At 69.3% G+C, this 22,569-nt stretch carries 18 protein-coding genes and 1 rRNA gene; 10 read left to right on the forward strand and 9 right to left on the reverse strand.

All coding sequences use genetic code 11. From position 1 onward, the window contains the following. Nucleotides 1–84, forward strand: a 5S ribosomal RNA gene (gene rrf / locus ACIBK0_RS17365); the annotation flags it as partial. A 136-nt stretch (nucleotides 85–220) separates the two neighbouring features. Here the strand turns inward: rrf and ACIBK0_RS17370 are convergent. From ACIBK0_RS17370 to ACIBK0_RS17390, 5 genes are read right to left on the reverse strand one after another with little or no spacing between them, the layout of a single operon-like run. Further along, complete coding sequence (locus ACIBK0_RS17370) at nucleotides 221–1,531, reverse strand: DUF58 domain-containing protein (protein WP_399080454.1); 1,311 nt, start codon at nucleotides 1,529–1,531, stop codon at nucleotides 221–223. Further along, nucleotides 1,531–2,520 (reverse strand): AAA family ATPase, encoded by a 990-nt coding sequence (locus tag ACIBK0_RS17375; protein WP_399080929.1) that lies wholly within the window; start codon nucleotides 2,518–2,520, stop codon nucleotides 1,531–1,533. The genes ACIBK0_RS17370 and ACIBK0_RS17375 overlap by 1 nt, the downstream gene beginning before the upstream one ends. After that, nucleotides 2,520–3,710: a DUF4350 domain-containing protein gene (locus ACIBK0_RS17380; protein ID WP_399080456.1), complete on the reverse strand. Its 1,191-nt coding sequence runs from the start codon at nucleotides 3,708–3,710 to the stop codon at nucleotides 2,520–2,522. Before ACIBK0_RS17380 ends, ACIBK0_RS17375 begins: the two co-directional genes overlap by 1 nt. Further along, a complete protein-coding gene (locus ACIBK0_RS17385; RefSeq protein ID WP_399080459.1) occupies nucleotides 3,707–4,453 on the reverse strand; it encodes a DUF4129 domain-containing protein in 747 nt (248 codons plus the stop codon). Before ACIBK0_RS17385 ends, ACIBK0_RS17380 begins: the two co-directional genes overlap by 4 nt. 4 nt (nucleotides 4,454–4,457) lie before the next feature. Beyond that, on the reverse strand, nucleotides 4,458–5,822 hold the full coding sequence (locus ACIBK0_RS17390) for a glycerophosphoryl diester phosphodiesterase membrane domain-containing protein (protein WP_399080461.1): 1,365 nt from the start codon (nucleotides 5,820–5,822) through the stop codon (nucleotides 4,458–4,460). A 140-nt stretch (nucleotides 5,823–5,962) separates the two neighbouring features. Here ACIBK0_RS17390 and mtnA point away from each other — a divergent pair, with 140 nt between their 5' ends. Continuing rightward, a complete protein-coding gene (gene mtnA, locus ACIBK0_RS17395; protein WP_399080463.1) occupies nucleotides 5,963–7,108 on the forward strand; it encodes an S-methyl-5-thioribose-1-phosphate isomerase in 1,146 nt (381 codons plus the stop codon). Nucleotides 7,109–7,159: 51 nt separating this feature from the next. Here the strand turns inward: mtnA and ACIBK0_RS17400 are convergent, their stop codons facing one another. After that, entirely contained in the window at nucleotides 7,160–7,510 is a 351-nt protein-coding gene (locus ACIBK0_RS17400; protein ID WP_399080466.1) for a hypothetical protein, read from the reverse strand. A 444-nt stretch (nucleotides 7,511–7,954) separates the two neighbouring features. Here ACIBK0_RS17400 and ACIBK0_RS17405 point away from each other — a divergent pair, with 444 nt between their 5' ends. Beyond that, nucleotides 7,955–8,065 (forward strand): hypothetical protein, encoded by a 111-nt coding sequence (locus ACIBK0_RS17405; RefSeq protein ID WP_399080468.1) that lies wholly within the window; start codon nucleotides 7,955–7,957, stop codon nucleotides 8,063–8,065. 165 nt (nucleotides 8,066–8,230) lie between these two features. Here the strand turns inward: ACIBK0_RS17405 and ACIBK0_RS17410 are convergent, their stop codons facing one another. Next, nucleotides 8,231–8,983 (reverse strand): PRC-barrel domain-containing protein, encoded by a 753-nt coding sequence (locus ACIBK0_RS17410; protein ID WP_399080470.1) that lies wholly within the window; start codon nucleotides 8,981–8,983, stop codon nucleotides 8,231–8,233. Nucleotides 8,984–9,635: 652 nt separating this feature from the next. Between ACIBK0_RS17410 and mtrA the strand changes: the two genes are divergently transcribed. The 6 genes from mtrA (at nucleotide 9,636) to ACIBK0_RS17440 (ending at nucleotide 17,424) form a co-directional block, all read left to right on the forward strand. Continuing rightward, a complete protein-coding gene (gene mtrA / locus ACIBK0_RS17415; protein WP_015659998.1) occupies nucleotides 9,636–10,325 on the forward strand; it encodes a two-component system response regulator MtrA in 690 nt (229 codons plus the stop codon). Nucleotide 10,326: 1 nt separating this feature from the next. Continuing rightward, nucleotides 10,327–12,417 (forward strand): MtrAB system histidine kinase MtrB, encoded by a 2,091-nt coding sequence (gene mtrB / locus ACIBK0_RS17420; RefSeq protein ID WP_399080472.1) that lies wholly within the window; start codon nucleotides 10,327–10,329, stop codon nucleotides 12,415–12,417. Then, on the forward strand, nucleotides 12,407–14,251 hold the full coding sequence (locus tag ACIBK0_RS17425) for an LpqB family beta-propeller domain-containing protein (RefSeq protein WP_399080474.1): 1,845 nt from the start codon (nucleotides 12,407–12,409) through the stop codon (nucleotides 14,249–14,251). The genes mtrB and ACIBK0_RS17425 overlap by 11 nt, the downstream gene beginning before the upstream one ends. A 275-nt stretch (nucleotides 14,252–14,526) precedes the next feature. Further along, entirely contained in the window at nucleotides 14,527–15,465 is a 939-nt protein-coding gene (locus ACIBK0_RS17430) for a ComF family protein (protein WP_399080476.1), read from the forward strand. A 314-nt stretch (nucleotides 15,466–15,779) separates the two neighbouring features. Beyond that, nucleotides 15,780–16,472 (forward strand): ribosome hibernation-promoting factor, HPF/YfiA family, encoded by a 693-nt coding sequence (hpf, locus tag ACIBK0_RS17435; RefSeq protein ID WP_399080478.1) that lies wholly within the window; start codon nucleotides 15,780–15,782, stop codon nucleotides 16,470–16,472. 205 nt (nucleotides 16,473–16,677) lie between these two features. Beyond that, a complete protein-coding gene (locus ACIBK0_RS17440) occupies nucleotides 16,678–17,424 on the forward strand; it encodes a response regulator transcription factor (protein WP_189184664.1) in 747 nt (248 codons plus the stop codon). 47 nt (nucleotides 17,425–17,471) lie between these two features. Here the strand turns inward: ACIBK0_RS17440 and ACIBK0_RS17445 are convergent, their stop codons facing one another. Both ACIBK0_RS17445 and ACIBK0_RS17450 read right to left on the reverse strand, forming a co-directional pair. Beyond that, the gene (locus tag ACIBK0_RS17445; protein ID WP_399080481.1) at nucleotides 17,472–18,662 is read right to left on the reverse strand and encodes a winged helix-turn-helix domain-containing protein; all 1,191 of its coding nucleotides are present in this window, start codon (nucleotides 18,660–18,662) and stop codon (nucleotides 17,472–17,474) included. A 191-nt stretch (nucleotides 18,663–18,853) separates the two neighbouring features. Beyond that, nucleotides 18,854–19,438, reverse strand: a complete 585-nt coding sequence (locus tag ACIBK0_RS17450; RefSeq protein WP_399080483.1) for a GNAT family N-acetyltransferase — start codon at nucleotides 19,436–19,438, stop codon at nucleotides 18,854–18,856. Between the two features lie 244 nt (nucleotides 19,439–19,682). Between ACIBK0_RS17450 and secA the strand changes: the two genes are divergently transcribed. Then, complete coding sequence (gene secA, locus ACIBK0_RS17455; protein ID WP_399080485.1) at nucleotides 19,683–22,496, forward strand: preprotein translocase subunit SecA; 2,814 nt, start codon at nucleotides 19,683–19,685, stop codon at nucleotides 22,494–22,496. Nucleotides 22,497–22,569: the final 73 nt, after the last annotated feature.

Genomic DNA, 22,569 nt, shown 5'->3' on the forward strand with positions numbered 1-22,569 from the left:
TACATTCCGAACCCGGAAGCTAAGCCTTACAGCGCCGATGGTACTGCAGGGGGGACCCTGTGGGAGAGTAGGACGCCGCCGAACTAATTGTAGAGAAAACCCCCTTGCCATGCGGCAAGGGGGTTTTCTGCGTTCGGGATCATTCTCGAGATCACTTCCACGGGATCACTTCCAGGGGCCTCTTGTTTCAAGAGGCCCTTTTTTGCGTCCGCTCACAGCTTCACAGCTGTCCGGCGGCCTTGAGCGCCAGATACGCGTCCGCGAGAGCAGGGGCCAGGTCGTCAGGAGTCGCGTCGACGACCGTGACACCGTGGCGCCGAAGCTGTTCGGCGGTGCGATGGCGTTCCGTCTGGGCCTGGGCCGCGGCGGCTGCTTCGTACACCGCTTCGGTGTTTCCCCGGCCCTTCGCCATATGGGCAATGTGCGGATCGGCCACCGATGCCACCAGGACCGTATGGCGCTGAGTGAGGAGGGGGAGGACGGGAAGCAGGCCCTCCTCGATGGGGGCCGCGTCGAGGCTGGTCAGCAGCACGATCAGGGAGCGGCGTGGGGTCGTACGGAGTGCCGTGGCGGTGAGACCGCGGGCGTCCGTCTCGACGAGTTCCGGCTCAAGGGGCGCCATTGCGTTGACCAGGGATGGGAGGACGTCGCCCGCCGCGCGGCCCTGGACGAGGGCGCGTACTCGGCGGTCGTACGCAAGGAGGTTCACTCGGTCGCCGGCCCGGGAGGCCAGGGCCCCGAGGAGCAGAGCCGCGTCCATGGAGGCGTCGAGGCGTGGGGCGTCACCCACGCGGCCTGCCGAGGTGCGGCCCGTGTCGAGGACCAGAAGGATGTGGCGGTCGCGTTCCGGGCGCCAGGTGCGTACGGCGACCGTGGTCTGGCGGGCGGTTGCGCGCCAGTCGATGGAGCGAGTGTCGTCGCCGGGAACGTATTCGCGAAGGCTGTCGAATTCCGTGCCCTCGCCCCGCGTGAGGACGCTGGTGCGCCCGTCGAGATCGCGGAGCCGCGCCAGTTTGGAGGGCAGGTGCTTGCGACTCGTGAAGGGCGGCACGACTCGTACCGTCCAGGGGACTTTGTGGCTGCCCTGCCGGGCGAAGAGGCCGAGTGGGCCGTACGAGCGGATGGTCACGCGGTCCGCCTGGCGGTCGCCGCGGCGGGTGGGGCGCAGACGAGTCGTGAGGCGTCGGCGTTCGCCGGCGGGGACCGTCAGGCGATGTCGGGAGGCGGCTACCTCGGTGCCGGGTTCCCAAGTGCTCGGTGGCCAGGCGTCGCGGAGGTGGGCGCGCAGGGGGCGGCCGGAGGAGTTGGTGACGGTCAAGGTGACATCGGCGGTTTCGCCGAGGCGTACCGAGGTGTCGCCGGACCGGGTCAGGCCGAGGCGCCGCACGGGAGCCGCGAGGGCGGCGTCGCAGGCACAGGCCAGGGCCAGCGGCACGTTCACAGCGAGGATGCCCGTCCAGCTCGGCTCCCAGAGGCCTACGGGAAGTGTGCCGAGGGCCGCCAGGAGGGCGGCGCGTCCGGTGAGTGCCATCAGCGGGGGACGGGGACGTGGGCGAGGATCGCGTTGATGACGGAGTCCGCCGTGACGCCCTCCATCTCTGCCTCGGGGCGGAGTTGGATGCGGTGGCGGAGGGTGGGGAGGGCCAGGGCCTTTACGTCGTCGGGGATCACGTAGTCGCGACCGGTTAGCCAGGCCCAGGCACGGGCCGTGGCAAGGAGCGCTGTCGCGCCACGGGGGGACACACCGAGGGTGAGGGACGGCGATTCACGGGTGGCACGGCAGATGTCGACTACGTAGCCGGTGATTTCGGGGGAGACGGCTGTCTTGGCGACGGCGGCGCGTGCGGCTTCCAGGTCGGCGGGGCCGGCAACGGGGCGTACGCCGGCAGCGCGCAGGTCGCGCGGATTGAAGCCCTCGGCGTGGCGGGTGAGGACGTTGATCTCGTCCTGGCGGGACGGCAAAGGGATCGTCAGTTTGAGGAGGAAGCGGTCCAGTTGGGCCTCGGGGAGGGGGTATGTGCCCTCGTACTCGACCGGGTTCTGGGTCGCGGCGACCAGGAACGGCTCGGGGAGCAGGCGTGGAGTGCCGTCGACAGTGACCTGGCGCTCCTCCATTGCCTCGAGGAGGGACGACTGGGTCTTGGGCGGCGTGCGGTTGATCTCGTCGGCGAGGAGGAGATTGGTGAAGACCGGGCCAGGCTGGAAGGAGAACTCGGCGGTGCGGGCGTCGTAGACGAGGGAGCCCGTGACGTCGCTCGGCATCAAGTCGGGAGTGAACTGGACGCGCTTGGTGTCGAGTTCGAGTGCGGATGCGAGGGCGCGGACGAGCAACGTTTTGGCGACTCCGGGGACTCCTTCAAGTAGAACGTGTCCGCGGCAGAGGAGGGCGACGACGAGACCGGTCACGGCGGGGTCCTGGCCGACCACGGCTTTGGCGATCTCGGCGCGCAGGGCCTCCAGGGAGGAGCGGGCGGTGCCCGGATCCCCGGCGTACCCGGCGTTGTCAGTGGTCGGGTCCATCATGAACGGCGTACCTCTCTTTCGAGGGCGTCGAGTTGGTCGGCGAGGGCGATGAGGGCCGCGTCGTCGCGGGGCGGCGGCCCGAAAAGGAGGGAATGCAGGGCCTGGCCGTCCCCTTGGAGGTGGGCGGACAGGGCGGGGAGCAGGGCCTCGGGCGCGTGCGCCTGGGCGGGGGACACGCCGATGAGGGGGGCGAGGCGGGTGCGGGTGGTGGAGCGCAGACCGCTCGCCGCGCGGTCGCGGGCGTTGGCTTTGCGGTAGAGGCGGGCGCGGCCTTCGACGGTTTCGGAGGCGCGGATCGCGACGGGGAGGCGTTCGGGTACGAGGGGGCCGAGTCGGCGTGCCCGCCGGAGGGCGGCCAGGGCTGCCGCGATGAAGAGCTGCAGCGTGCCCCATAGCCAGCCCGAGGGGAGCAGGTCGAAGAAGCTCTGGTCGCCCGCGTCGGTGGCCGAGGTGTCGGAGAGCGAGGGGAGGTACCAGGCCAAGTGGGAGCGGGAACCGAGCAGTTGAAGGGCGAGCGAGGCGTTGCCCTGCTCGTCGAGGCGGTCGTTGTAGAGGATGTCGGGGGCGCCGAGCACGACGGTGTCGCCGCTCCCGGATGTTGCCGGGAGGCGCAGGAGTGTGGGCAGGCCGTCACTGGGGTAGCACGCGTCGGCGCCTTGAACGGTGGTGGTGTAGCGGACGCCGCCCGTGTCGGCGCTGCCCGCTCGCTGGGCGGCGGGCAGGGTGCAGTCGGGGGAGAGCGTCGAGTCGAAGCTGACCGCGGGATCGGCGGTGACCTTTGGAGCGAGGGTGCCGAGGGAGGGCGACCCGGGGGAGATCAGGATCGTACGTCCGTCGGAGTTCTCGGTCGCCGTGTGGAGGAGCGTCTGCTGACGTTCGGTCAGCAGGTCGGGGGCGGCGATCAGGAGAGTGGTGTCGGAGCCTGCCGCGGCGCGGGCCTCGTCCAGAGTGGTGACCAGGCGTGTGGACACGCCCCGTTCGGCGAGGAGTTCGGCGACGGCGCGGCTGCCGTAGGGGTCGGTGGAGCGCGGGTCGAGGCGGCCGTGCTGGGCATTCGAGCGGACTGCGGCGATCGCGACGGCGGCCGCCAGCAGGATCACGAGCGCGATGACGATGCCGCGGGCGCGGGTCCACACCTGGCGGCCGGTGGGCGAGGCCGAGGTGGTCGTGAGGGTGGCCTCGGTCATGAGGCGGCCCCCTGGCGGGGGTTGTGGGCCGTGCTCTGGGCGCTGTTGGCGAGTACGGGTTTGGTGCGGTCCAGGTCGCGGTCGAGTTCGGTGAGGCGTTGGTATGTGCGTGAGTCGGCGGACCGTCCGCCGTACGTGACGTCGTCGAAGTCCCGGGCGGCCGCGCGCAGTCGGTCCGTGTGGGAGGGCAGGGTGCGGCTCGCTTCGGCGGCTGCCTCGTCCGCTGTGCGGCCGGGGCGCGGATCGAGGAGGGCGCGCTCCTCCAAGGAGCGGACGACGGCGCGCATGCGTTCCTGGACGGCCTGGTTCCAGTGGCCCTGGGCAGCATGCGCCTCGGCGGCCGCGCGGTGTTCGGCGGCGCTCTTGGGGCGGTCGTCGAAGAGTGCGGCGGACGACGTGGGAGTGCGGTGGGGGGTGCCCAGGCGCCACCACAGGGCGGCGACGACCGCCACCACGGCCAGCACGATGACGACAAGTCCCAGCGTTCCGCCGGGCGTGGCGGCGGATGCGGCGCTCAAGAGCTTGTCGACCCAGTTCCAGAAGGCGTTCAGTGCGCGCTGGACCAGGCCGGGGTCGTTCTCGTGGTACATCCGTTTGGACAGCTCGCGCTTGGCTGCCTCCCGCGCGGGGTCGCGCGGGATTGTCACCGGTGGTTCGTCGCCGCGCGGCAGCGCGAGGACGGCTGAGGCGCCGGTGTGCGGCAGTGCCAGTACCGCCGTGAGAACTCCCCCCGCCGGACTCACCGCATCAGCTCCCCGGAGTGGTGCCGGGGGCGTCGGGGCTGTAGTCCTGGACGCCGGCGGCGCGGGCCAGGTCGAGGTCGAGCGCCTCGCGGCGGATGCGCTGGTCGATGTAGAGGAGCACGGTGACGCCCGCGGTGATCGGGAAGGTGAGCATGGATCCGATCACCGAGCCGATGCCGCTGACGATCAGGAACGTCCAGCCGAGATTGCCGCTGCCGCTGTTGAGGAAGCCGGTGACGCCGTCGCCGCTCAGGGCCGCGGCGAGGATGGCGAACGGGATCACGACGATCGACGCCACGATGTTGGCGATGATCGTGGCGAGCAACTGGATGCCGAAGACCCGCCACCACGAGCCGCGTACGAGCTTGGCGGAGCGGCTCATCGACTTCCAGATGCTCTGCTTCTCCAACATCAGCGCCGGCGAGGCGAGCGAGAAGCGGATCATCAGCCAGAGGGCGACGATGCCGGCGCCGAGTCCGCCGAGGACGGCGAGTGCGGCGCCCGCGTCGCCGGCGCCCGCCACCGCGGCGAGGACGCCCGGCAGAGTTCCGAGGGCGACGACCGCGATCGCGATGAGCGGCAGCAGGAAGGTCAGGCCGAACAGCTTCGGCAGCTGAGGACGTGCATCCCGCCAGGCCTCGGCCGTGGTCACCGGCTTGCCGAGCACGGCGCGGCTGGTCACGCTCGTGAGCAGGGCCGTCGCGACGATGGTGCCGAGCAGGGTGATGAGCAGGACGACGCCGGAGCTCAGCATCGTGTCGCCCAGGGCGCGGCTCAGTTCGCCGACGGTGGCGCTCGGGTCGTTGAGGGCGTCCGTGTTGGCGCGGTCCTTCAGGACGAAGCCTTGGAGCAGGACGACCGCGATCTCCGTTACGACGGCGACGGTCAGCGAGATGCCGAGGACGGTGCGCCAATAGGTGCGCATCGTGGAGACGGCGCCGTCGAGGATCTCGCCGACGCCCAGGGGGCGAAGCGGAATCACGCCGGGCTTGGCCGCGGGCGGCGGTCCGCCCCAGTTGCCTCCCCAGCCGGCGGGACCGCCGGGGCCGCCGTATCCGCGGCCGGGGCCTCCCCAGCCGCCGTTCCCGCCTCCCTGGCCTCCGCCACCAGCGGGGCCTCCGGGGTGCCCGCCGCCCCAGCCCGGTCCGGGCGGAGGTGGTGGCGGGGTGTGGCCGGGGCTCTGCGGGCTGGGAGCGGACCACTGGCCGGGCGGGGGCTGCTCCTTGGACCACTTCGAGGGCGGTTCCGGCTGGTCCGCGCCGCCCTGGTCCGAGGGCTGCTCCGTGGGCTGCGCGGCGCCGGAGGAGTCCGGCTCCTGCCCGTTGGAGGGGGCAGATCCGGGCGAGGCCCAGCCCGGAGTGTCTTTCATCGTCGCTCCTTCACGGTGCCCGTCCGCGTTCGCGGCGGCAGGTTGGCAGCCATCGTGCCACGGTGTGCCCGGCAAGGGACCGGGCACCGTATGGGCTGCGCACCTTCAATTGTCCGCCGGGTACGGGGCAGACTGGGCGGATGGCTGATCAGTACGCGCAATCCCACGATGACAGCGGGTCGACGGAGATACCGGTGCTCCGCTGGGAGGAGCCACCCGAAGGCCCCGTACTGGTCCTTCTCGACCAGACGAGACTGCCGGCCGAGGAAGTCGAGCTGGTGTGCACCGACGCTCCCGCGCTGGTGGAAGCGATCCGCACGCTGGCCGTGCGCGGGGCGCCGTTGCTCGGCATCGCGGGGGCGTACGGCGTCGCGCTCGCCGCCGTGCGTGGCTTCGACGTGGACGACGCCGCCCAGGCGCTGGCCGGCGCCCGGCCCACGGCGGTGAACCTTGCCGTCGGCGTGCGCAGGGCTCAGGCGGCGTACCGTGCCGTGCTCTCCGGCGGCGGTGACGAGCAGCAGGCTGCCGGGGCGGCGCTCGCCGCGGCTCGGGCGTTGCACCGGGAGGACGCCGAGGCCAGCGCCAGGATGGCCGGGCACGGCCTGGCGCTGCTCGACGAGCTGCTGCCGGGCGGCGGGCACCGGATCCTGACCCACTGCAACTCCGGGTCACTGGTGTCCGGTGGCGAGGGCACGGCGTTCGCGGTGGCCCTCGCGGCGCACCGAGCGGGGCAGCTGCGAAGGCTGTGGGTGGACGAAACGCGTCCGTTGTTGCAAGGTGCTCGCCTGACGGCGTACGAAGCGGCGCGCCACGGGATGGCGTACACCTTGCTCACGGACAACGCGGCGGGCTCGTTGTTCGCGGCGGGGGAGGTGGACGCGGTGCTGATCGGGGCCGATCGGATCGCGGCCGACGGTTCGGTGGCGAACAAGGTGGGGAGCTATCCGCTCGCGGTGCTGGCCAGGTACCACCACGTGCCGTTCATCGTGGTGGCGCCCGTGACGACGGTGGATCCGGACACCCCGGACGGAGCCTCCATCGAGGTCGAGCAGCGCGCGGGTCATGAAGTGACCGAGATCACAGCACCTCAGGTGCCGGTGGCGGGAGCGGAAGCGGGAGGCGGGATACCGGTGGCACCTCTGGGCACCCAGGCGTACAACCCGGCGTTCGACGTGACGCCGCCCGAGTTGGTGACGGCGATCGTCACCGAAGTGGGCGCCGTGTCGCCCGTGACGGCTGAGGCGCTCGCCGAGCTGTGTGACAGGTCACGCCAGGTAACGATTTAGTTAATGGGATGATGTCGACCTGATCGACGAGAACGGCCCCTCCACCTGCGGCTATTTGCCGGGCGAGGGGCCGTGACATCCAAGCGCTACATCAAGCAGCGTCTGAAGGCCTCTGGGCAGCTTCCAATTGCCGGATGAGCGCCGGTTGCCGTAGCAGCCTGTCGAGCTGTGCGACTGCCTCGATGACGTCGGGGTCCAGGGCCTGGTCAGCGCGACAGGGGTGCCCATGGCCAGCTCACCGGAGATGTCCGGCTCAGCGACCGTGACGGTCACGACCTCGGCGTTGCCGTTCATCACGAACAGCACGTCGACCGTGACGAGCGTGTGGCCGGTGTCGATGTCGGTGGCGATCTCGCCGGTACGGCGGTCCTTCACCTTGGGCTGCGGGGCCTGGGCGACCATCTGACGGCTCATTGGCCAGGAAACGGCCGTAGGGACATCCCCGGCTTGGGCGGGGCAGGTTGGAGGGCGGGACGTACACGTAAGAGCGGCCGCCCGGGTACCAGCCGTTGTTGATGACTAACAGGACTACGCCAGCCAGACTGAGGACGAGTCCTGTGCTGACGATCCAGGGGAAACGCCATTGGTGCCCGCGTACGCGGGTGCGCGGGCTACGCATGGAGACACGTTGACATTGAGCAGCGCGGTACAGCAATACGACGTTCTACGTGTTGAGTTGCCTGTGGCGCGACCTTCGAGCTGGCTCGGTCGCTGTTGCACTTGCGGTGTGCCGAGCGTGCGTTGGAAGGGGAGGAGGGGAAGAGGCGAAGCGGTGCGGCACATACCCTGCGAGCCTCCCGCCCGAAGACGCTGCACGGTTGACGGCGGCGGTTTGAGCAGGAGGGCATGCCCGGCCTGCTGGATCGCTCCCGGCGGCCGCGGAACAGCCCCACGCGCCTGTCCGCCGAGGTTGAAGCCGAGATCTGCCAGCTGCGTCGCCAGCATCCTCCCCGGTGAGGGTCTCCCGCCCGCTGGCTTTCTGAGGCGTCAGGCGGGCGCGCTCGACTGGTGCGGTCTCGTGCTCGGCCTCGGGGATCTCCGGCCCCGGACTTGGCCTGATCCGCATTGGCGTCGGTGATCGGCGCGCGTTCCACGCGGACTTCCTCGTGGCGCGGGGGCGGTCTACTGCTGCTCTTCGGTGATCACGTACTCGCGTAGCCGGGGCCGCCCTGTTTCACGGCGCTCGTGCATCTGCTCAGCCGAGTGCGTCATTGCCTCATCGTCTGGGGAGCTGTTGGAGCCGGCAGAGAGTGTGTCGACGTTCTCTCTGCCGCTGCGGGCGATGCCCGAGGCGGTGGTGTCGTCGTAGTCGCTCTGCGTGGCGGTGGTGTCGACGTGTTCTTTGCCGCTGCGGGCGATGCCCGAGGTCGTGGTGTCGTCGTAGTCGCTCTGCGTGGCGGTGGTGTCGACGTGTTCTTTGCCGCTGCGGGCGATGCCCGAGGCGGTGGTGTCGTCGTAGTCGAGCGCGGTGCCGTCAGTGGCGGTGTCGGTGGAGGGCCGGGGGCTGGTGTGGGCCCAACCGCCGCCGGGCTGGTTGGCCTGTTGCCAGGCTTCGTCCCAGGCGATGCCGTAGTGCTCGTACAAGCGGTGTTCCTCGTCCTCAGAGAGGTGGGCGCCGGCGTCGACGTCGACGTTGGGGGCGTCTTTGACTGTGTCCTTGGCGTAGGGGACCTCGAGGTGGTCCTCGACCATGGTGGCTTCACGGATGGGGACGAAGGATTCACTGGTGCCGAACAGGCCGGTCTTGACGCTGACCCATTCCGGCTGGCCGGTGACCTCGTCGAGGAAGACATGCTTGGCGTCGCCGATCTTGTTCCCCTCGGCGTCGTGGACGGGATGGTCCAGCACGGCTGGAATCTGTTCTTGGGTGATCATCTCTGCTTCCCATGTGTTGATCGTTCGCGTAACCCGCAGAACTGCACGGAAACACCCTTTTGTCTAATTATCGCCCTGATGGGGGTGGGTGAGTCATCGTGAGCCAGGGCCGGATTGGAAGTGCGGGATGCCTGGTTTGGGTCGTCCTGGACCTGTTGGAGGGCGAGTTACGCGATGCCGACCGAGGCGCCCGGAAGCGGTCCAGGCGCGTTCGGGGCTGGGCGGTCACCGGCGGGCGCCGAAGACGAACTCGCAGTCAGGCCCCGCAAGAACCCCGGACCGATCACCAAGCTCTACGTCAAAGGCATGGGCCCCCAGAGGGCCGGTCAAGCATCTCCCGACGACAAACCGTCAAGGAAGTCCTGAGACCCCACATCGAGATCGGCCGACCGAACAGCAGTCGACCGCGTAGTCGCGTGATCGCCAAATGAGGCGAGGGCGGGGTGAGAGGTCATGATCACTCGCCCTATGGACGGCTCCCGCCTGAAGCCGTTCCGCCGACCGTGTGGTCACGCTCAGCTAGCCAGCAGCTGACATCCGTTACTGACATCAACGGCCACGGACGAGGGCAGACAGTGACGGCTACATACGACTATCGTCACGGGCCGGTGACCTTGTTCACCACTGCCTTCGCCACCGTTACGAGAATGGGATGATGTCGTTTATGAAGGGACGAGTCCTTGTCGTCGATGACGACACCGCACTGGCCGAGATGCTCGGCATTGTGTTGCGTGGTGAAGGTTTTGAGCCGTCTTTCGTAGCCGACGGCGACAAGGCGCTGGCCGCTTTCCGTGAGACCAAGCCCGATCTGGTGCTCCTGGACCTGATGCTTCCCGGCCGGGACGGCATCGAGGTGTGCCGCCTGATCAGGGCGGAGTCCGGGGTGCCGATCGTGATGCTCACGGCGAAGAGCGACACCGTCGATGTCGTGGTGGGCCTCGAGTCGGGCGCCGACGACTACATCGTGAAGCCGTTCAAGCCAAAGGAGCTGGTGGCGCGGATCAGGGCGCGGCTGCGCCGTTCGGAGGAGCCGGCGCCCGAGCAGCTGGCCATCGGCGATCTCGTCATCGACGTGGCCGGTCACTCTGTGAAGCGGGACGGGCAGTCGATCGCGCTGACGCCGCTGGAGTTCGACCTCCTGGTGGCGCTGGCCCGTAAGCCGTGGCAGGTCTTCACGCGTGAGGTCCTGCTGGAGCAGGTGTGGGGCTACCGCCACGCGGCGGACACCCGCCTGGTCAACGTCCATGTCCAGCGGCTGCGCTCCAAGGTCGAGAAGGACCCTGAGCGGCCGGAGATCGTGGTGACCGTCCGTGGTGTCGGTTACAAGGCGGGACCGAGCTGACATGTCACGGGACAGTGCCGCTTCGGCGCCCGGTGAGTCGGGGGTCCGTGCGGGGCGGCCTGTCGGCCGGAAGATGACGGGCTCCCGCTGGGGACGGTTCATGGAGGGCGGGCTGCTGCAGGGCGGAGTCCAGGGCAGCCCGGTCCTTCGGTTGTTCATGCGCTGGGTGCGCCGGCCGCTGCTGCCCGTGATGCGGCTGTGGCGGCGCAACATCCAGCTCAAGATCGTCGTCACGACACTGCTGATGTCGCTCGGCGTCGTGCTGCTGCTCGGCTTCGTGGTGATCGGGCAGGTGCGCAACGGGCTGCTGGACGCCAAGGTGAAGGCGTCGCAGAGCCAGGCCGTGGGCGGGTTCGCAGTCGCCGGCCAGAAGGCCGACAGCGCGGCGAGCGCGAGCGGCGGCGACGACAACTCGGGCTCCGACGGCAACCCCGTGCAGAACATCAGCGGATGGATGAGCGACCTCGTGGACTCGCTCTCCAGCGGTGGGCAGGGCGCTTTTGACGTCGTGACGCTCAGCACCACCGCCGCGGACAACGAGAACAGGGGCCTGGGGGCCCGCGCGTCGGGGTTGGTCGAACCGACCCTCAGCGTGCCGGAGGACCTGCGCAAGCGCGTCGATGCCGGCACCGGCGCGGCCCAGAGCTACACGCGCATCACCTACACCGACCATCGGGCGACCCAGCCCGCGCTGATCATCGGCAAGCAGGTCCACGACCCGAACGGTGACCCGTACCAGCTGTACTACCTCTTCCCGCTGACGCAGGAGGAGAAGTCGCTGAGCCTGGTCAAGGGGACGCTGGCCACGGCCGGACTGTTCGTCGTGGTGCTGCTCGGGGCCATCGCGTGGCTCGTGGTGCGCCAGGTCGTCACGCCGGTGCGGATGGCGGCGGGGATCGCCGAGCGACTGTCCGCCGGGCGCCTCCAGGAACGTATGAAGGTCACCGGCGAGGACGACATCGCGCGGCTGGGCGAGGCCTTCAACAAGATGGCGCAGAACCTGCAGCTGAAGATCCAGCAGCTGGAGGACCTGTCGCGGATGCAGCGACGGTTCGTCTCCGACGTGTCGCACGAGCTGCGTACGCCGCTCACGACCGTCCGGATGGCGGCCGACGTCATCCATGACGCGCGCGTGGACTTCGATCCGATGACCGCTCGGTCGGCCGAGCTGCTCGCCGATCAGCTGGACCGTTTCGAGACGCTGCTCGCGGACCTGCTGGAGATCAGCCGGTTCGACGCGGGTGCGGCGGCCCTGGAGGCCGAGCCGATAGACCTCCGCGAGGTCGTACGGCGGGTCGTCAGCGGGGCCGAGCCGCTCGCCGAGCGCAAGAGCACGCACATACGTGTCGTCGGCGACCAGCAGCCGGTGGTCGCCGAGGCGGACGCCCGGCGCGTGGAGCGGGTGCTGCGCAATCTCGTCGTCAACGCCGTGGAGCACGGCGAGGGCAAGGACGTGGTCGTCAAGCTCGCCGCGGCGGGCGGGGCGGTCGCGGTCGCGGTGCGCGACTACGGCGTCGGGCTCAAGCCCGGCGAGGCGACCCGGGTGTTCAGCCGCTTCTGGCGGGCCGATCCGGCACGCGCGCGTACCACCGGCGGAACGGGGCTCGGGCTGTCCATCGCGCTGGAGGACGCACGCCTGCACGGCGGCTGGCTGCAGGCGTGGGGTGAGCCGGGCGGCGGTTCGCAGTTCCGGCTGACGCTGCCGCGGACGGCGGACGAACCGCTGCGGGGGTCGCCGATACCGCTGGAGCCCAAGGACTCCCGGCGAAATCGTGGACTCAATGACGCCGGTCTGCCGCTCGGCGGCAGCGGCAAGCTCGCCACCGTGCCTGTGCAGCAGCCCGTGGGCGGCAATGTGCCGCCGATACCGCGGCGCGCGCCCATCGTGCCGCGACTGGCCGGGGTGTCGCCCACGGCCGACCCGACGGCGCTGCCGGGCAACGGCGCGCGCGTGGTGCCGCGGCCCGCCGGGTCCGCGAGGCGGCCGGACGACACACCTGCCGCGGGCGGGGAGCTGACGGTGGAGGAACGCGGGCCCGACGGCGGGGAGCCGGAGGAGCTCGGACAAGGGGAGGCATTTCGTGGGCGCTGACCGCGAGAGGTGCGGCGGCCGTGGGCGTCCGGTGCGGGTGGGGGCGTACATCTGCTGTGGTGCGCTGCTGCTGACCGGATGTGCCTCGATGCCCGACAGCGGGGGTCTGAGCGGGGTCGAGTCGACGCCGAGGCAGGACGCCCTGGTCCGGGTGTTCGCGAAGCCTCCGCGTCAGGGAGCCTCGCCCGCAGAGATCGTCCAGGGCTTCCTGGAGGCGCTGACCAGCGATGATCCCGACTATCAGACGGCGCGCGAATATCTGACGGCGAGTGCCAAGAAAGCGTGGAATCCGAACCGGTCCACGACCGTGCTCGCGGAGGGGCCGAACGCCGATTCGGTGCCCTCGGGGGTCAGGGAAGGCTCCGATGACTTCCTGTACCGGTTGAGCGGCACGAAGGTCGCCTCGGTGGACGCGCAGCACGCGTACGCGCCGGACTCGGGCTCGTACAGCAGGACGGTGCATCTCACGCAGGTGAAGAAGACCAACGTGTGGCGCATCGACGGGCTGCCCCAGGGTGTCGTGATGGGCAGGACCGACTTCCAGCGCAACTACAAGTCGGTCAACAAGTACTACTTCGCTTCGAACGTGTCCGCCAGGACGGGCGGGCAGCTGGAGACCGTCGCCGATCCGGTCTATGTGCGCAAGCAGGTGGACCCGATGACACAGATGGTCCGCGCCCTCCTCAAGGGCCCCACGCGCTGGCTGGACCGGGGGGTCGGTTCGAGCTTCCCCTCGGGCACGGAGCTGAAGAAGGGCGTCAAGTCGCTGTCGCCCGACGACCGCAACAGGGTCACTGTGCCGCTGAACGAGAAGGCCGACCACGTCGGACAGGGGCAGTGCTCCAAGATGGCGGCCCAACTCCTTTTCACGTTCAAGGATCTGACACCCACCGGGGTGGACGAGGTGGAGTTGCAGAAGTCGGACGGTTCGCAGCTGTGCGTGCTCACCGAGGTCCAGGCCGAGGGCATCGCCTCGAACGGTACGAAGCGCCATGCCGACTACCAGTACTTCATCGACGACAAGCAGCGGCTCGTGCGGATGCCCAGCAGCGGCAGCGACAAGAAGCCCGAACCGGTGCCCGGTGCGCTGGGCGAGGGCGACAAGAAGCTGCGGGCTGCCGCCGTGTCGCGGGACGAGAGCAGCGCGGCCGGGGTGTCGACCGATGGCAGTTCGCTGTACGTGGGGTCGCTGGTGTCGGGCGGTTCGCTCGGCGAAGCGGTGCTGCACAGCCAAGGCAAGACGACGGACGACCGGCTGACGACGCCCAGCTGGGACGGGCAGGGCGACCTGTGGGTGGCTGATCGCGACCCGAAGAACCCCCGGCTGCTTCTGCTGCAGAAGGGCGCGGGCGATCCGCTGGTGGTCCAGACGCCGAATCTCAACGGGCGCATCGAGGCCGTACGGGTGGCTGCCGACGGTGTGCGGGTCGCGCTGATCGTCGAGAAGGACGGCAAAAGCTCGCTGCAGATCGGGCGTATCGAGCGGGACACCAAGTCCGGTGAGCCGCCTGCCGTCTCCATCCTCGATCCGCGCTCGGTGGCACCCCAGCTGGAGGAGGTCGCGGCCATGTCGTGGGCCGGGGACAGCCGGCTCGTGGTGGTCGGGAGCGAGAAGGGCGGCCTGCAGCAGATGCGGTACGTCCAGGTCGACGGCTCCACTCCGGTGGGCACCGCGCCCTCCGCGCTGACAGGCGTCAAGGAGATCGCGGCGTCCGAGGACGAGCGGCTGCCACTGGTGGCGCACTCGGAGGAGGACGGGATCGTCCGGCTGTCGTCCGGGGAGCAGTGGCAGAAGGTGGTCAAGGACGGGACCGCGCCGGTCTATCCCGGATAGGTCCGTGCGTCTGTCCCGGGTGGGCCTGGGCGTCTTTCTCGGGTGTACGTGCGCGTCCTGTCCGGGCGGAACTGTTCGCTTGCTCCGGGTGGGCCTGCGCACTGGCCCTGGGGAAGCCCGCCTGTGGACCCGTCCCGGGCAAGTGTGCTTGTTTCCCCGGTAAGTCCGCTCGTTTTCCGGGTGGGCCTGGCCGCGTGCGGCGGCTGCGGAAGTTATCCACAGGAAGTTATCCACAGGTGTGGCCGGTCGACCCGTGCCTTGGCACAGTGGTGGACATGCGGGGGTGGTGGCAGGACTTCACCGATCTGGTGCTGCCGGCCGAGTGCGGAGGCTGCGGGAGGCCTCGCACGGTGCTCTGCCCTGAGTGCCGTGCCGCCCTGAGTGGGGCCGCACCGAGCCGGGTGCGACCGGTGCCGGAGCCGGCTGGGCTTCCTGTGGTGCATGCGGCGGCTCCGTACGAGGACGAGGTGCGGGCGGCGCTGCTCGCCCACAAGGAACGGGGCGCGCTGGCGCTCGCGGCGCCGCTCGGTGTGGCGCTGGCGGGGGCTGTGCGGGCGGGGCTGGGGCACCTACGACGTCCTGGTCCGGACGGACGGCCAGTGGCTCCCGAGGGGCGGCTGGGGCCCAGGAGGGGGCAACTGCGGGACGAAGACGGTCGGCCGGGGTCGGGCGATGGACAGCCGATGCCGGCGAAGAGCGGACGGGGCCGTCCGGGGACCGCTGCCGGAGCCGTCCCAGGGCCCGTGCTGCTGGTTCCGGTGCCGTCGTCGCGGCGGGCGGTGCGGGCGCGGGGGCATGATCCGGCGCGACGGATCGCGCTCGCGGCCGCGGGTGAGCTGCGACGTACGGGAACGCCGACCCGGGTGCTGAGCGTGCTGGTGCACCGGCGGGCCGTGGCCGACCAGTCCGGGCTCAACTCCCGGCAGCGGCTGGACAATCTCGCGGGTGCCCTGGAGGTGGCCGCCGGGGGCGCCCGGCTGCTGGCGGACGGTGGCTGGGTCGTGCTCGTGGACGACCTGATGACGACGGGCGCCTCGTTGACAGAGGCGGCGCGGGCCGTACAGGCTGCGGAGGCAAGGGCGGAGGGGGCGGATGTGACAGAAGTGGTGCGGCGAATGGCGGGTACGGGTGAAGTTGCAGACACCGGCCACGACGCGATCTGCGCGGCCGTGGTCGCTGCTGCACCGGACGCTTTCGAAACAAACCGGAACTGACTGAGAACTTGCATCGTTGCAGGTAATGAGAGGGTCAATTCACCTGAATGGAGGTACGCCTCGGTAGAGGGTGACGACATCCGTCCAGGCGAGATATGTTCGGTTGTGAGGCAATGGCGCTGGCCGTACCTCGCGAATCCGAATGCTGTCCTGCGGGTTTTCTCAATCACCCGCCTCGGTGGGGTGTAGATCTTGTCCTTGGGGGAGGAGGAGGTGAAAGTCACCGAGTCCGAGGTTCCGGGACACACCGGAGCCTGGTGCAAAAGGGAGATGCTCCGCCAGTGGAGCGGAGCTATCCGGGAACGGAGTTCTGCGTGGACATCGTCGTCAAGGGCCGCAAGACCGAGGTGCCTGAGCGGTTCCGCAAGCACGTGGCCGAGAAGCTGAAGCTGGAGAAGATCCAGAAGCTCGATGGCAAGGTGATCAGCCTCGACGTCGAGGTGTCCAAGGAGCCCAACCCCCGACAGGCCGACCGTAGCGACCGAGTGGAGATCACGCTCCGCTCCCGCGGTCCGGTGATCCGGGCGGAGGCAGCGGCAAGCGACCCCTATGCAGCACTCGACCTGGCCGCGGACAAACTCGAAGCTCGGCTGCGCAAGCAGCACGACAAGCGCTATACCCGCCGTGGCAACGGCAGGATCTCGGCCGCCGAGGTCGCCGACCACGTCCCGGGTGCCGCGACGCTGAACGGCAACGGCAGCGTCGTCCACGACGAGGAGCCGGAGGGCGTGCCGACCAAGAAGATCGGCTCCCTCGAGATCATGGGGGAGGGCCCCTGCGTCGTCCGCGAGAAGACCCACGTGGCCGCCCCGATGACGCTCGACCAGGCGCTCTACGAAATGGAGCTGGTCGGGCACGACTTCTATCTGTTCATCGACTCCGAGACGAAGGAACCGAGTGTCGTCTACCGGCGGCACGCGTACGACTACGGCGTCATCCACCTCAGCACGGACCCGATGGTCGCCCAGGCCGGAGCGGATGCGCCGGGCGGTGCGCTCGGCGGCTGACCCTCCCCGGTGACGGCTGAGCCGGTGCCCCTGGAGCGCGCGTGCGCCCCCAGGGGCACCGGTGTGCGACCACTTCGCGGCCCGCTCTGTCACCGCACTGGCGTCCGGGCATGAAATCATGGCCGCACCGGCCCAACCGGTGGGCTGTTGCCTTGGGTTGGCGAGGACACAGAAACACAGGCCACGGCCTTCAGGGGGAGGAACGATGGCGGACAGCTTCGGACCGATGCGTGACGAGGATGCCGACGACGGCGTCGTCGGCATGGGCCCGGACGCGGGCACTCCACGCAAGGAGCCCATCAGGGTCCTTGTCGTGGACGACCACGCCCTCTTCCGCCGCGGTCTGGAGATCGTGCTCGCGGCCGAGGAGGACATCCAGGTCGTCGGCGAGGCGGGCGACGGGGCGGAGGCGGTCGACAAGGCCGCCGATCTGCTGCCCGACATCGTGCTGATGGACGTACGTATGCCGAAGCGGGGCGGCATCGAGGCGTGCACCTCCATCAAGGAGGTGGCCCCCAGCGCGAAGATCATCATGCTGACGATCAGTGACGAGGAGGCCGACCTCTACGACGCGATCAAGGCGGGCGCGACGGGTTATCTCCTCAAGGAGATCTCCACGGACGAGGTGGCCACGGCCATTCGCGCCGTCGCCGATGGCCAGTCGCAGATCAGTCCCTCGATGGCGTCGAAACTGCTCACCGAGTTCAAGTCGATGATCCAGCGGACGGACGAGCGCCGGCTGGTGCCCGCGCCGCGGCTCACCGATCGCGAACTAGAGGTCCTCAAGCTCGTCGCCACGGGGATGAACAACCGGGACATCGCCAAGGAGTTGTTCATCTCCGAGAACACGGTGAAGAACCATGTGCGCAACATCCTGGAGAAGCTGCAGCTGCACTCCAGGATGGAGGCCGTGGTGTACGCGATGCGGGAGAAGATCCTCGAAATCCGCTAGCCGCGCGGCCGGCCTCGCCCGGGGTGCTCGGCCGGCCCGGCCTGTGGCTACGCGAGGGCGCGGGACAGCTCTCTGGTGAGCGGCTCGCGCAGTTCCGGCGCGTCCACCCGTTCCACCCGCACGTCCGTGCAGTCCACCCAGCTTGCTGCCTCGACCAGGGCCTGGGCCACGGCCGGGACAGCCTTGGCGCCGTCCAGCGTGACCTGCTTGGCGACCAGGGTGCGGCCCTCGCGGGCGGGGTCCACGCGGCCGACGAGGTGACCGCCGGCCAGGACCGGCATGGCGAAGTAGCCGTAGATCCTCTTCGGCTTGGGTGTGTACGCCTCCAGGCGGTGGGTGAAGCCGAAGATCCGCTCGGTGCGGGCCCGCTCCCAGATGAGTGAGTCGAACGGTGACAGCAGGGTCGTACGGTGGCGACCGCGCGGGGCCGTCTCCAGCGCCGCCGGGTCGGCCCACGCCGGCTTGCCCCAGCCCTCCACCGTCACCGGGACCAGGCCCGAGTCCGCGATCACCGCGTCCACCTGCTCGCCCTTGAGGCGGTGGTAGTCGGCGATGTCCGCGCGCGTGCCGACACCGAGGGACTCGCCCGCGAGGCGGACGAGGCGGCGCAGGCACTCCGTGTCGTCCAGCTCGTCATGGAGCAGCGTCTCGGGGATGGCGCGCTCGGCGAGGTCGTACACCCGCTTCCAGCCGCGGCGTTCCGTGCACACCACCTCGCCGTACATCAGGGCGCGCTCGACGGCGACCTTGGTGCCCGACCAGTCCCACCACTCGCTGGTCTTCTTCGCGCCGCCCAACTCCGTGGCGGTGAGAGGGCCTTCGGTGCGGAGCTGCTTGATGACCTGGTCGTAGGTGCCGTCCGGCAGGGCGTGGTTCCAGTGCGGGCGGGCTCTGTAGGCGCGGCGGCGGAAGGCGAAGTGGGGCCACTCCTCGACGGGGAGGATGCAGGCTGCGTGGGACCAGTACTCGAAGGCGTGCGGTGCGCCGTGCGAGCCGGGCGTCCAGTAGGCGTCGTCGACCGTCTTGCGGCCCACCGCTCCCAGGCGGGCGTACGGGATGAGCTCGTGGGAGCGGGCGAGGACGGAGATGGTGTCGAGTTGGACCGCGCCCAGGTGTCGCAGGACTCCGCGGACGCCGGCCCTGCGGTCCGGGGCGCCCAGGAAGCCCTGGGCCCGGAGGGCGATGCGGCGGGCTTCGTCGGTGGAGAGTTCGGTGGTGGGACGCGGGAGACTCGACATGCCCACACGGTAGGCGGTGCCACTGACAACGGGGGCCGGCCTGGGGTTCGGGGTCCGGGCCGGAGACCGTCCGGTTCGCGTGCGGCCCGCGTGGGTGTCACCCCAGGAGTTTTCGCCCCCTCCGCGCCACCTGTCCCGTACCGGGGGCTGCCGCCTGCAGCTCCCCGTTATCGGCCTTGACGGCCTCGTCCTCAAACGCCGGACGGGCCGGTTGGTGTCGGCAGGTATGGGGCCGTCGACGGGATGCCCAAGTCCGAGGGGAGCAAGGAACCCACCCAGCAGTCTCGGCGTACTCCCTTGTTGTTGATGGCGGAGCGGAGAGTGCCTTCGACGGTGAAGCCGGCTCGTTCGGCCACCGCGCGGGAGCCGGTGTTGCCGACCTCGGCCCGCCATTCGACGCGGTCGATGGACAGGTCCGTGAAGGCCCAGCGGGAGGCGGCGGTGGCGGCTTCCGTGATGTAGCCGTTGCCGCGGTGTTCCTTCACCGTCCAGAAGCCGATCTCGCCGACGCCCAGCGAGCGCATGGTGATGGCGAGCATGCCCACCAAGTCCCCGGAGGGGACGAAGACGCCGAAGGTGAACATGGAGCCGTCCGACCAGCCGTCGGGCACCATCTGGTCCGTGAAGCTCACCGCGTGCTCGCGCAGATAGGGCGACGGGATCGTGGTCCAGCGCTGGATGTCGGGGTCCTGGACGGCGTCGTACACGGTGTCCGTGTCGTGCGGGCCCACGGTGCGCAGGACGAGACGGTCGGTGGTCAGGGTGACGGGGTCCATCGGCCGATTCTGCTCGGACAACCGGAAGGACGCCATTCCTTTGCTGTGAGTGAGTGGGGCGTTACTTTTCGCAACGGGGACGCGGCACCTTCAGCATCCCCTGTCCGTTGTCCTAGTGGCTGTCACGGGCAGACCTCCCGGCGCGGTGTGGTCCTCGCTTACGATGGCCGTTGCTCAAGCTGTGATTTGTAACTGTCATTGAAACCGACCGTCCCAGGCCCGACCGGCAAGGAGACAAACCCCCGTGTCCGTCCTCTCGAAGATCATGCGTGCAGGCGAAGGCAAGATCCTGCGCAAGCTGCACCGCATCGCGGACCAGGTCAACTCCATCGAAGAGGACTTCGTCGACCTCTCCGACGCCGAGCTGCGGGCCCTCACCGATGAGTACAAGCAGCGGTACGCCGACGGCGAAAGCCTCGACGACCTGCTGCCCGAGGCGTTCGCGACCGTCCGTGAGGCGGCCAAGCGCGTGCTGGGCCAGCGTCACTACGACGTGCAGATGATGGGCGGCGCCGCCCTTCACCTCGGCTATGTCGCCGAGATGAAGACCGGTGAGGGCAAGACGCTCGTCGGCACCCTGCCCGCGTATCTGAACGCCCTCTCCGGAGACGGCGTTCACCTCATCACGGTCAACGACTACCTGGCCGAGCGCGACTCCGAAATGATGGGTCGCGTCCACAAGTTCCTCGGGCTGAGCGTCGGCTGCATCCTCGCCAACATGACGCCGGCCCAGCGCCGCGAGCAGTACGGGTGCGACATCACGTACGGCACGAACAACGAGTTCGGCTTCGACTACCTGCGCGACAACATGGCGTGGTCGCAGGACGAACTGGTGCAGCGCGGCCACAACTTCGCGATCGTCGACGAGGTCGACTCCATCCTCGTCGACGAGGCCCGTACGCCGCTGATCATCTCCGGCCCGGCAGACCAGGCCACCAAGTGGTACGGCGACTTCGCCAAGCTGGTCACCCGCCTGAAGAAGGGCGAGGCCGGCAACCCCCTCAAGGGCCTCGAGGAGACCGGGGACTACGAGGTCGACGAGAAGAAGCGCACCGTAGCCATCCACGAGCCCGGCGTCTCCAAGGTCGAGGACTGGCTGGGCATCGACAACCTCTACGAGTCGGTGAACACGCCGCTTGTCGGGTACCTGAACAACGCCATCAAGGCCAAGGAACTCTTCAAGAAGGACAAGGACTACGTCGTCATCGACGGCGAAGTCATGATCGTCGACGAGCACACCGGCCGTATCCTCGCCGGCCGCCGCTACAACGAGGGCATGCACCAGGCGATCGAGGCGAAGGAAGGGGTGGACATCAAGGACGAGAACCAGACGCTCGCCACGATCACCCTGCAGAACTTCTTCCGCCTCTACGGCAAGCTCTCCGGCATGACCGGTACGGCGATGACCGAAGCCGCCGAGTTCCACCAGATCTACAAGCTCGGTGTCGTCCCGATCCCGACCAACAAGCCGATGGTCCGCAAGGATCAGTCGGACCTGATCTACCGCACCGAGGTCGCCAAGTTCGACGCGGTGGTCGACGACATCGCCGAGAAGCACGACAAGGGCCAGCCGATCCTCGTCGGTACGACGTCGGTGGAGAAGTCCGAATACCTCTCGCAGCAGCTCTCCAAGCGCGGCATCCAGCACGAAGTGCTGAACGCAAAGCAGCACGACCGTGAGGCGACGATCGTCGCCCAGGCCGGCCGCAAGGGCGCCGTGACCGTGGCCACGAACATGGCCGGTCGTGGTACGGACATCAAGCTCGGCGGCAACCCCGACGACCTCGCCGAGGCGGAGCTGCGTCAGCGCGGCCTCGACCCCGAGGAGCACATCGAGGAGTGGGCCGCCGCGCTGCCCGCCGCTCTGGAGAGGGCCGAAAAGGCCGTGAAGGCGGAGTTCGAGGAGGTCAAGGAGCTCGGCGGGCTCTACGTCCTCGGCACCGAGCGGCACGAGTCGCGCCGTATCGACAACCAGCTGCGCGGTCGTTCCGGCCGTCAGGGCGACCCGGGCGAGTCCCGCTTCTACCTGTCGCTGGGTGACGACCTGATGCGCCTGTTCAAGGCGCAGATGGTCGAGCGCGTCATGTCGATGGCGAACGTGCCCGACGACGTGCCGATCGAGAACAAGATGGTCACGCGCGCCATCGCGTCCGCCCAGTCGCAGGTCGAGCAGCAGAACTTCGAGACCCGTAAGAACGTCCTGAAGTACGACGAGGTCCTCAACCGGCAGCGCGAGGTCATCTACGGCGAGCGCCGCCGCGTCCTGGAGGGCGAGGACCTGCAGGAGCAGATCCAGCACTTCACCGACGACACGATCGACGCGTACATCGCGGCCGAGACCGCCGAAGGCTTCGCCGAGGAGTGGGACCTGGACCGGCTGTGGGGCGCCTTCAAGCAGCTCTACCCGGTGAAGGTCACCGTCGACGAGCTGGAGGAGGCGGCCGGCGACCGTGCCGGTCTGACCGCCGAGTTCATCTCCGAGTCCATCAAGGACGACATCCGCGAGCAGTACGAGGCCCGTGAGAGGCAGCTCGGCTCCGAGATCATGCGTGAGCTGGAGCGCCGGGTCGTGCTGTCGGTCCTGGACCGCAAGTGGCGCGAGCACCTCTACGAGATGGACTACCTCCAGGAGGGCATCGGCCTGCGTGCCATGGCGCAGAAGGACCCGCTGGTCGAGTACCAGCGCGAGGGCTTCGACATGTTCTCCGCCATGATGGACGGCATCAAGGAGGAGTCCGTCGGCTACCTGTTCAACCTGGAGGTCCAGGTGGAGCAGCAGGTCGAGGAGGTTCCGGTCGAGGACACGGTGCCTTCCCTCCAAAAGGAGGACGTCGTCCCCGCGGGTGCGCGGCCGGAGATCCGCGCCAAGGGTCTCGACGCCCCGCGGCGCCCCGACCGGCTGCACTTCTCCGCGCCGAAGGTGGACGGCGAGGGTGGCATCGTCGAGGGCGACTTCATCGACGACAACGGCGACGAGCCCGTGCGCTCCGAGGCGGACGGCCTCACGCGTGCGGAGCGCCGCAAGCAGCAGAAGGGCGCGCGTCGGCGCAAGAAGTGACGGTCGGCGGCGCCGGTGGTAGCGCCGGTCACGGCCGCTTGTGAGGGCCGGGCACCTTTGGGTGCCCGGCCCT

This window comes from Streptomyces sp. NPDC050564, from assembly GCF_044457265.1.
Classification (GTDB): Bacteria; Actinomycetota; Actinomycetes; order Streptomycetales; family Streptomycetaceae; genus Streptomyces.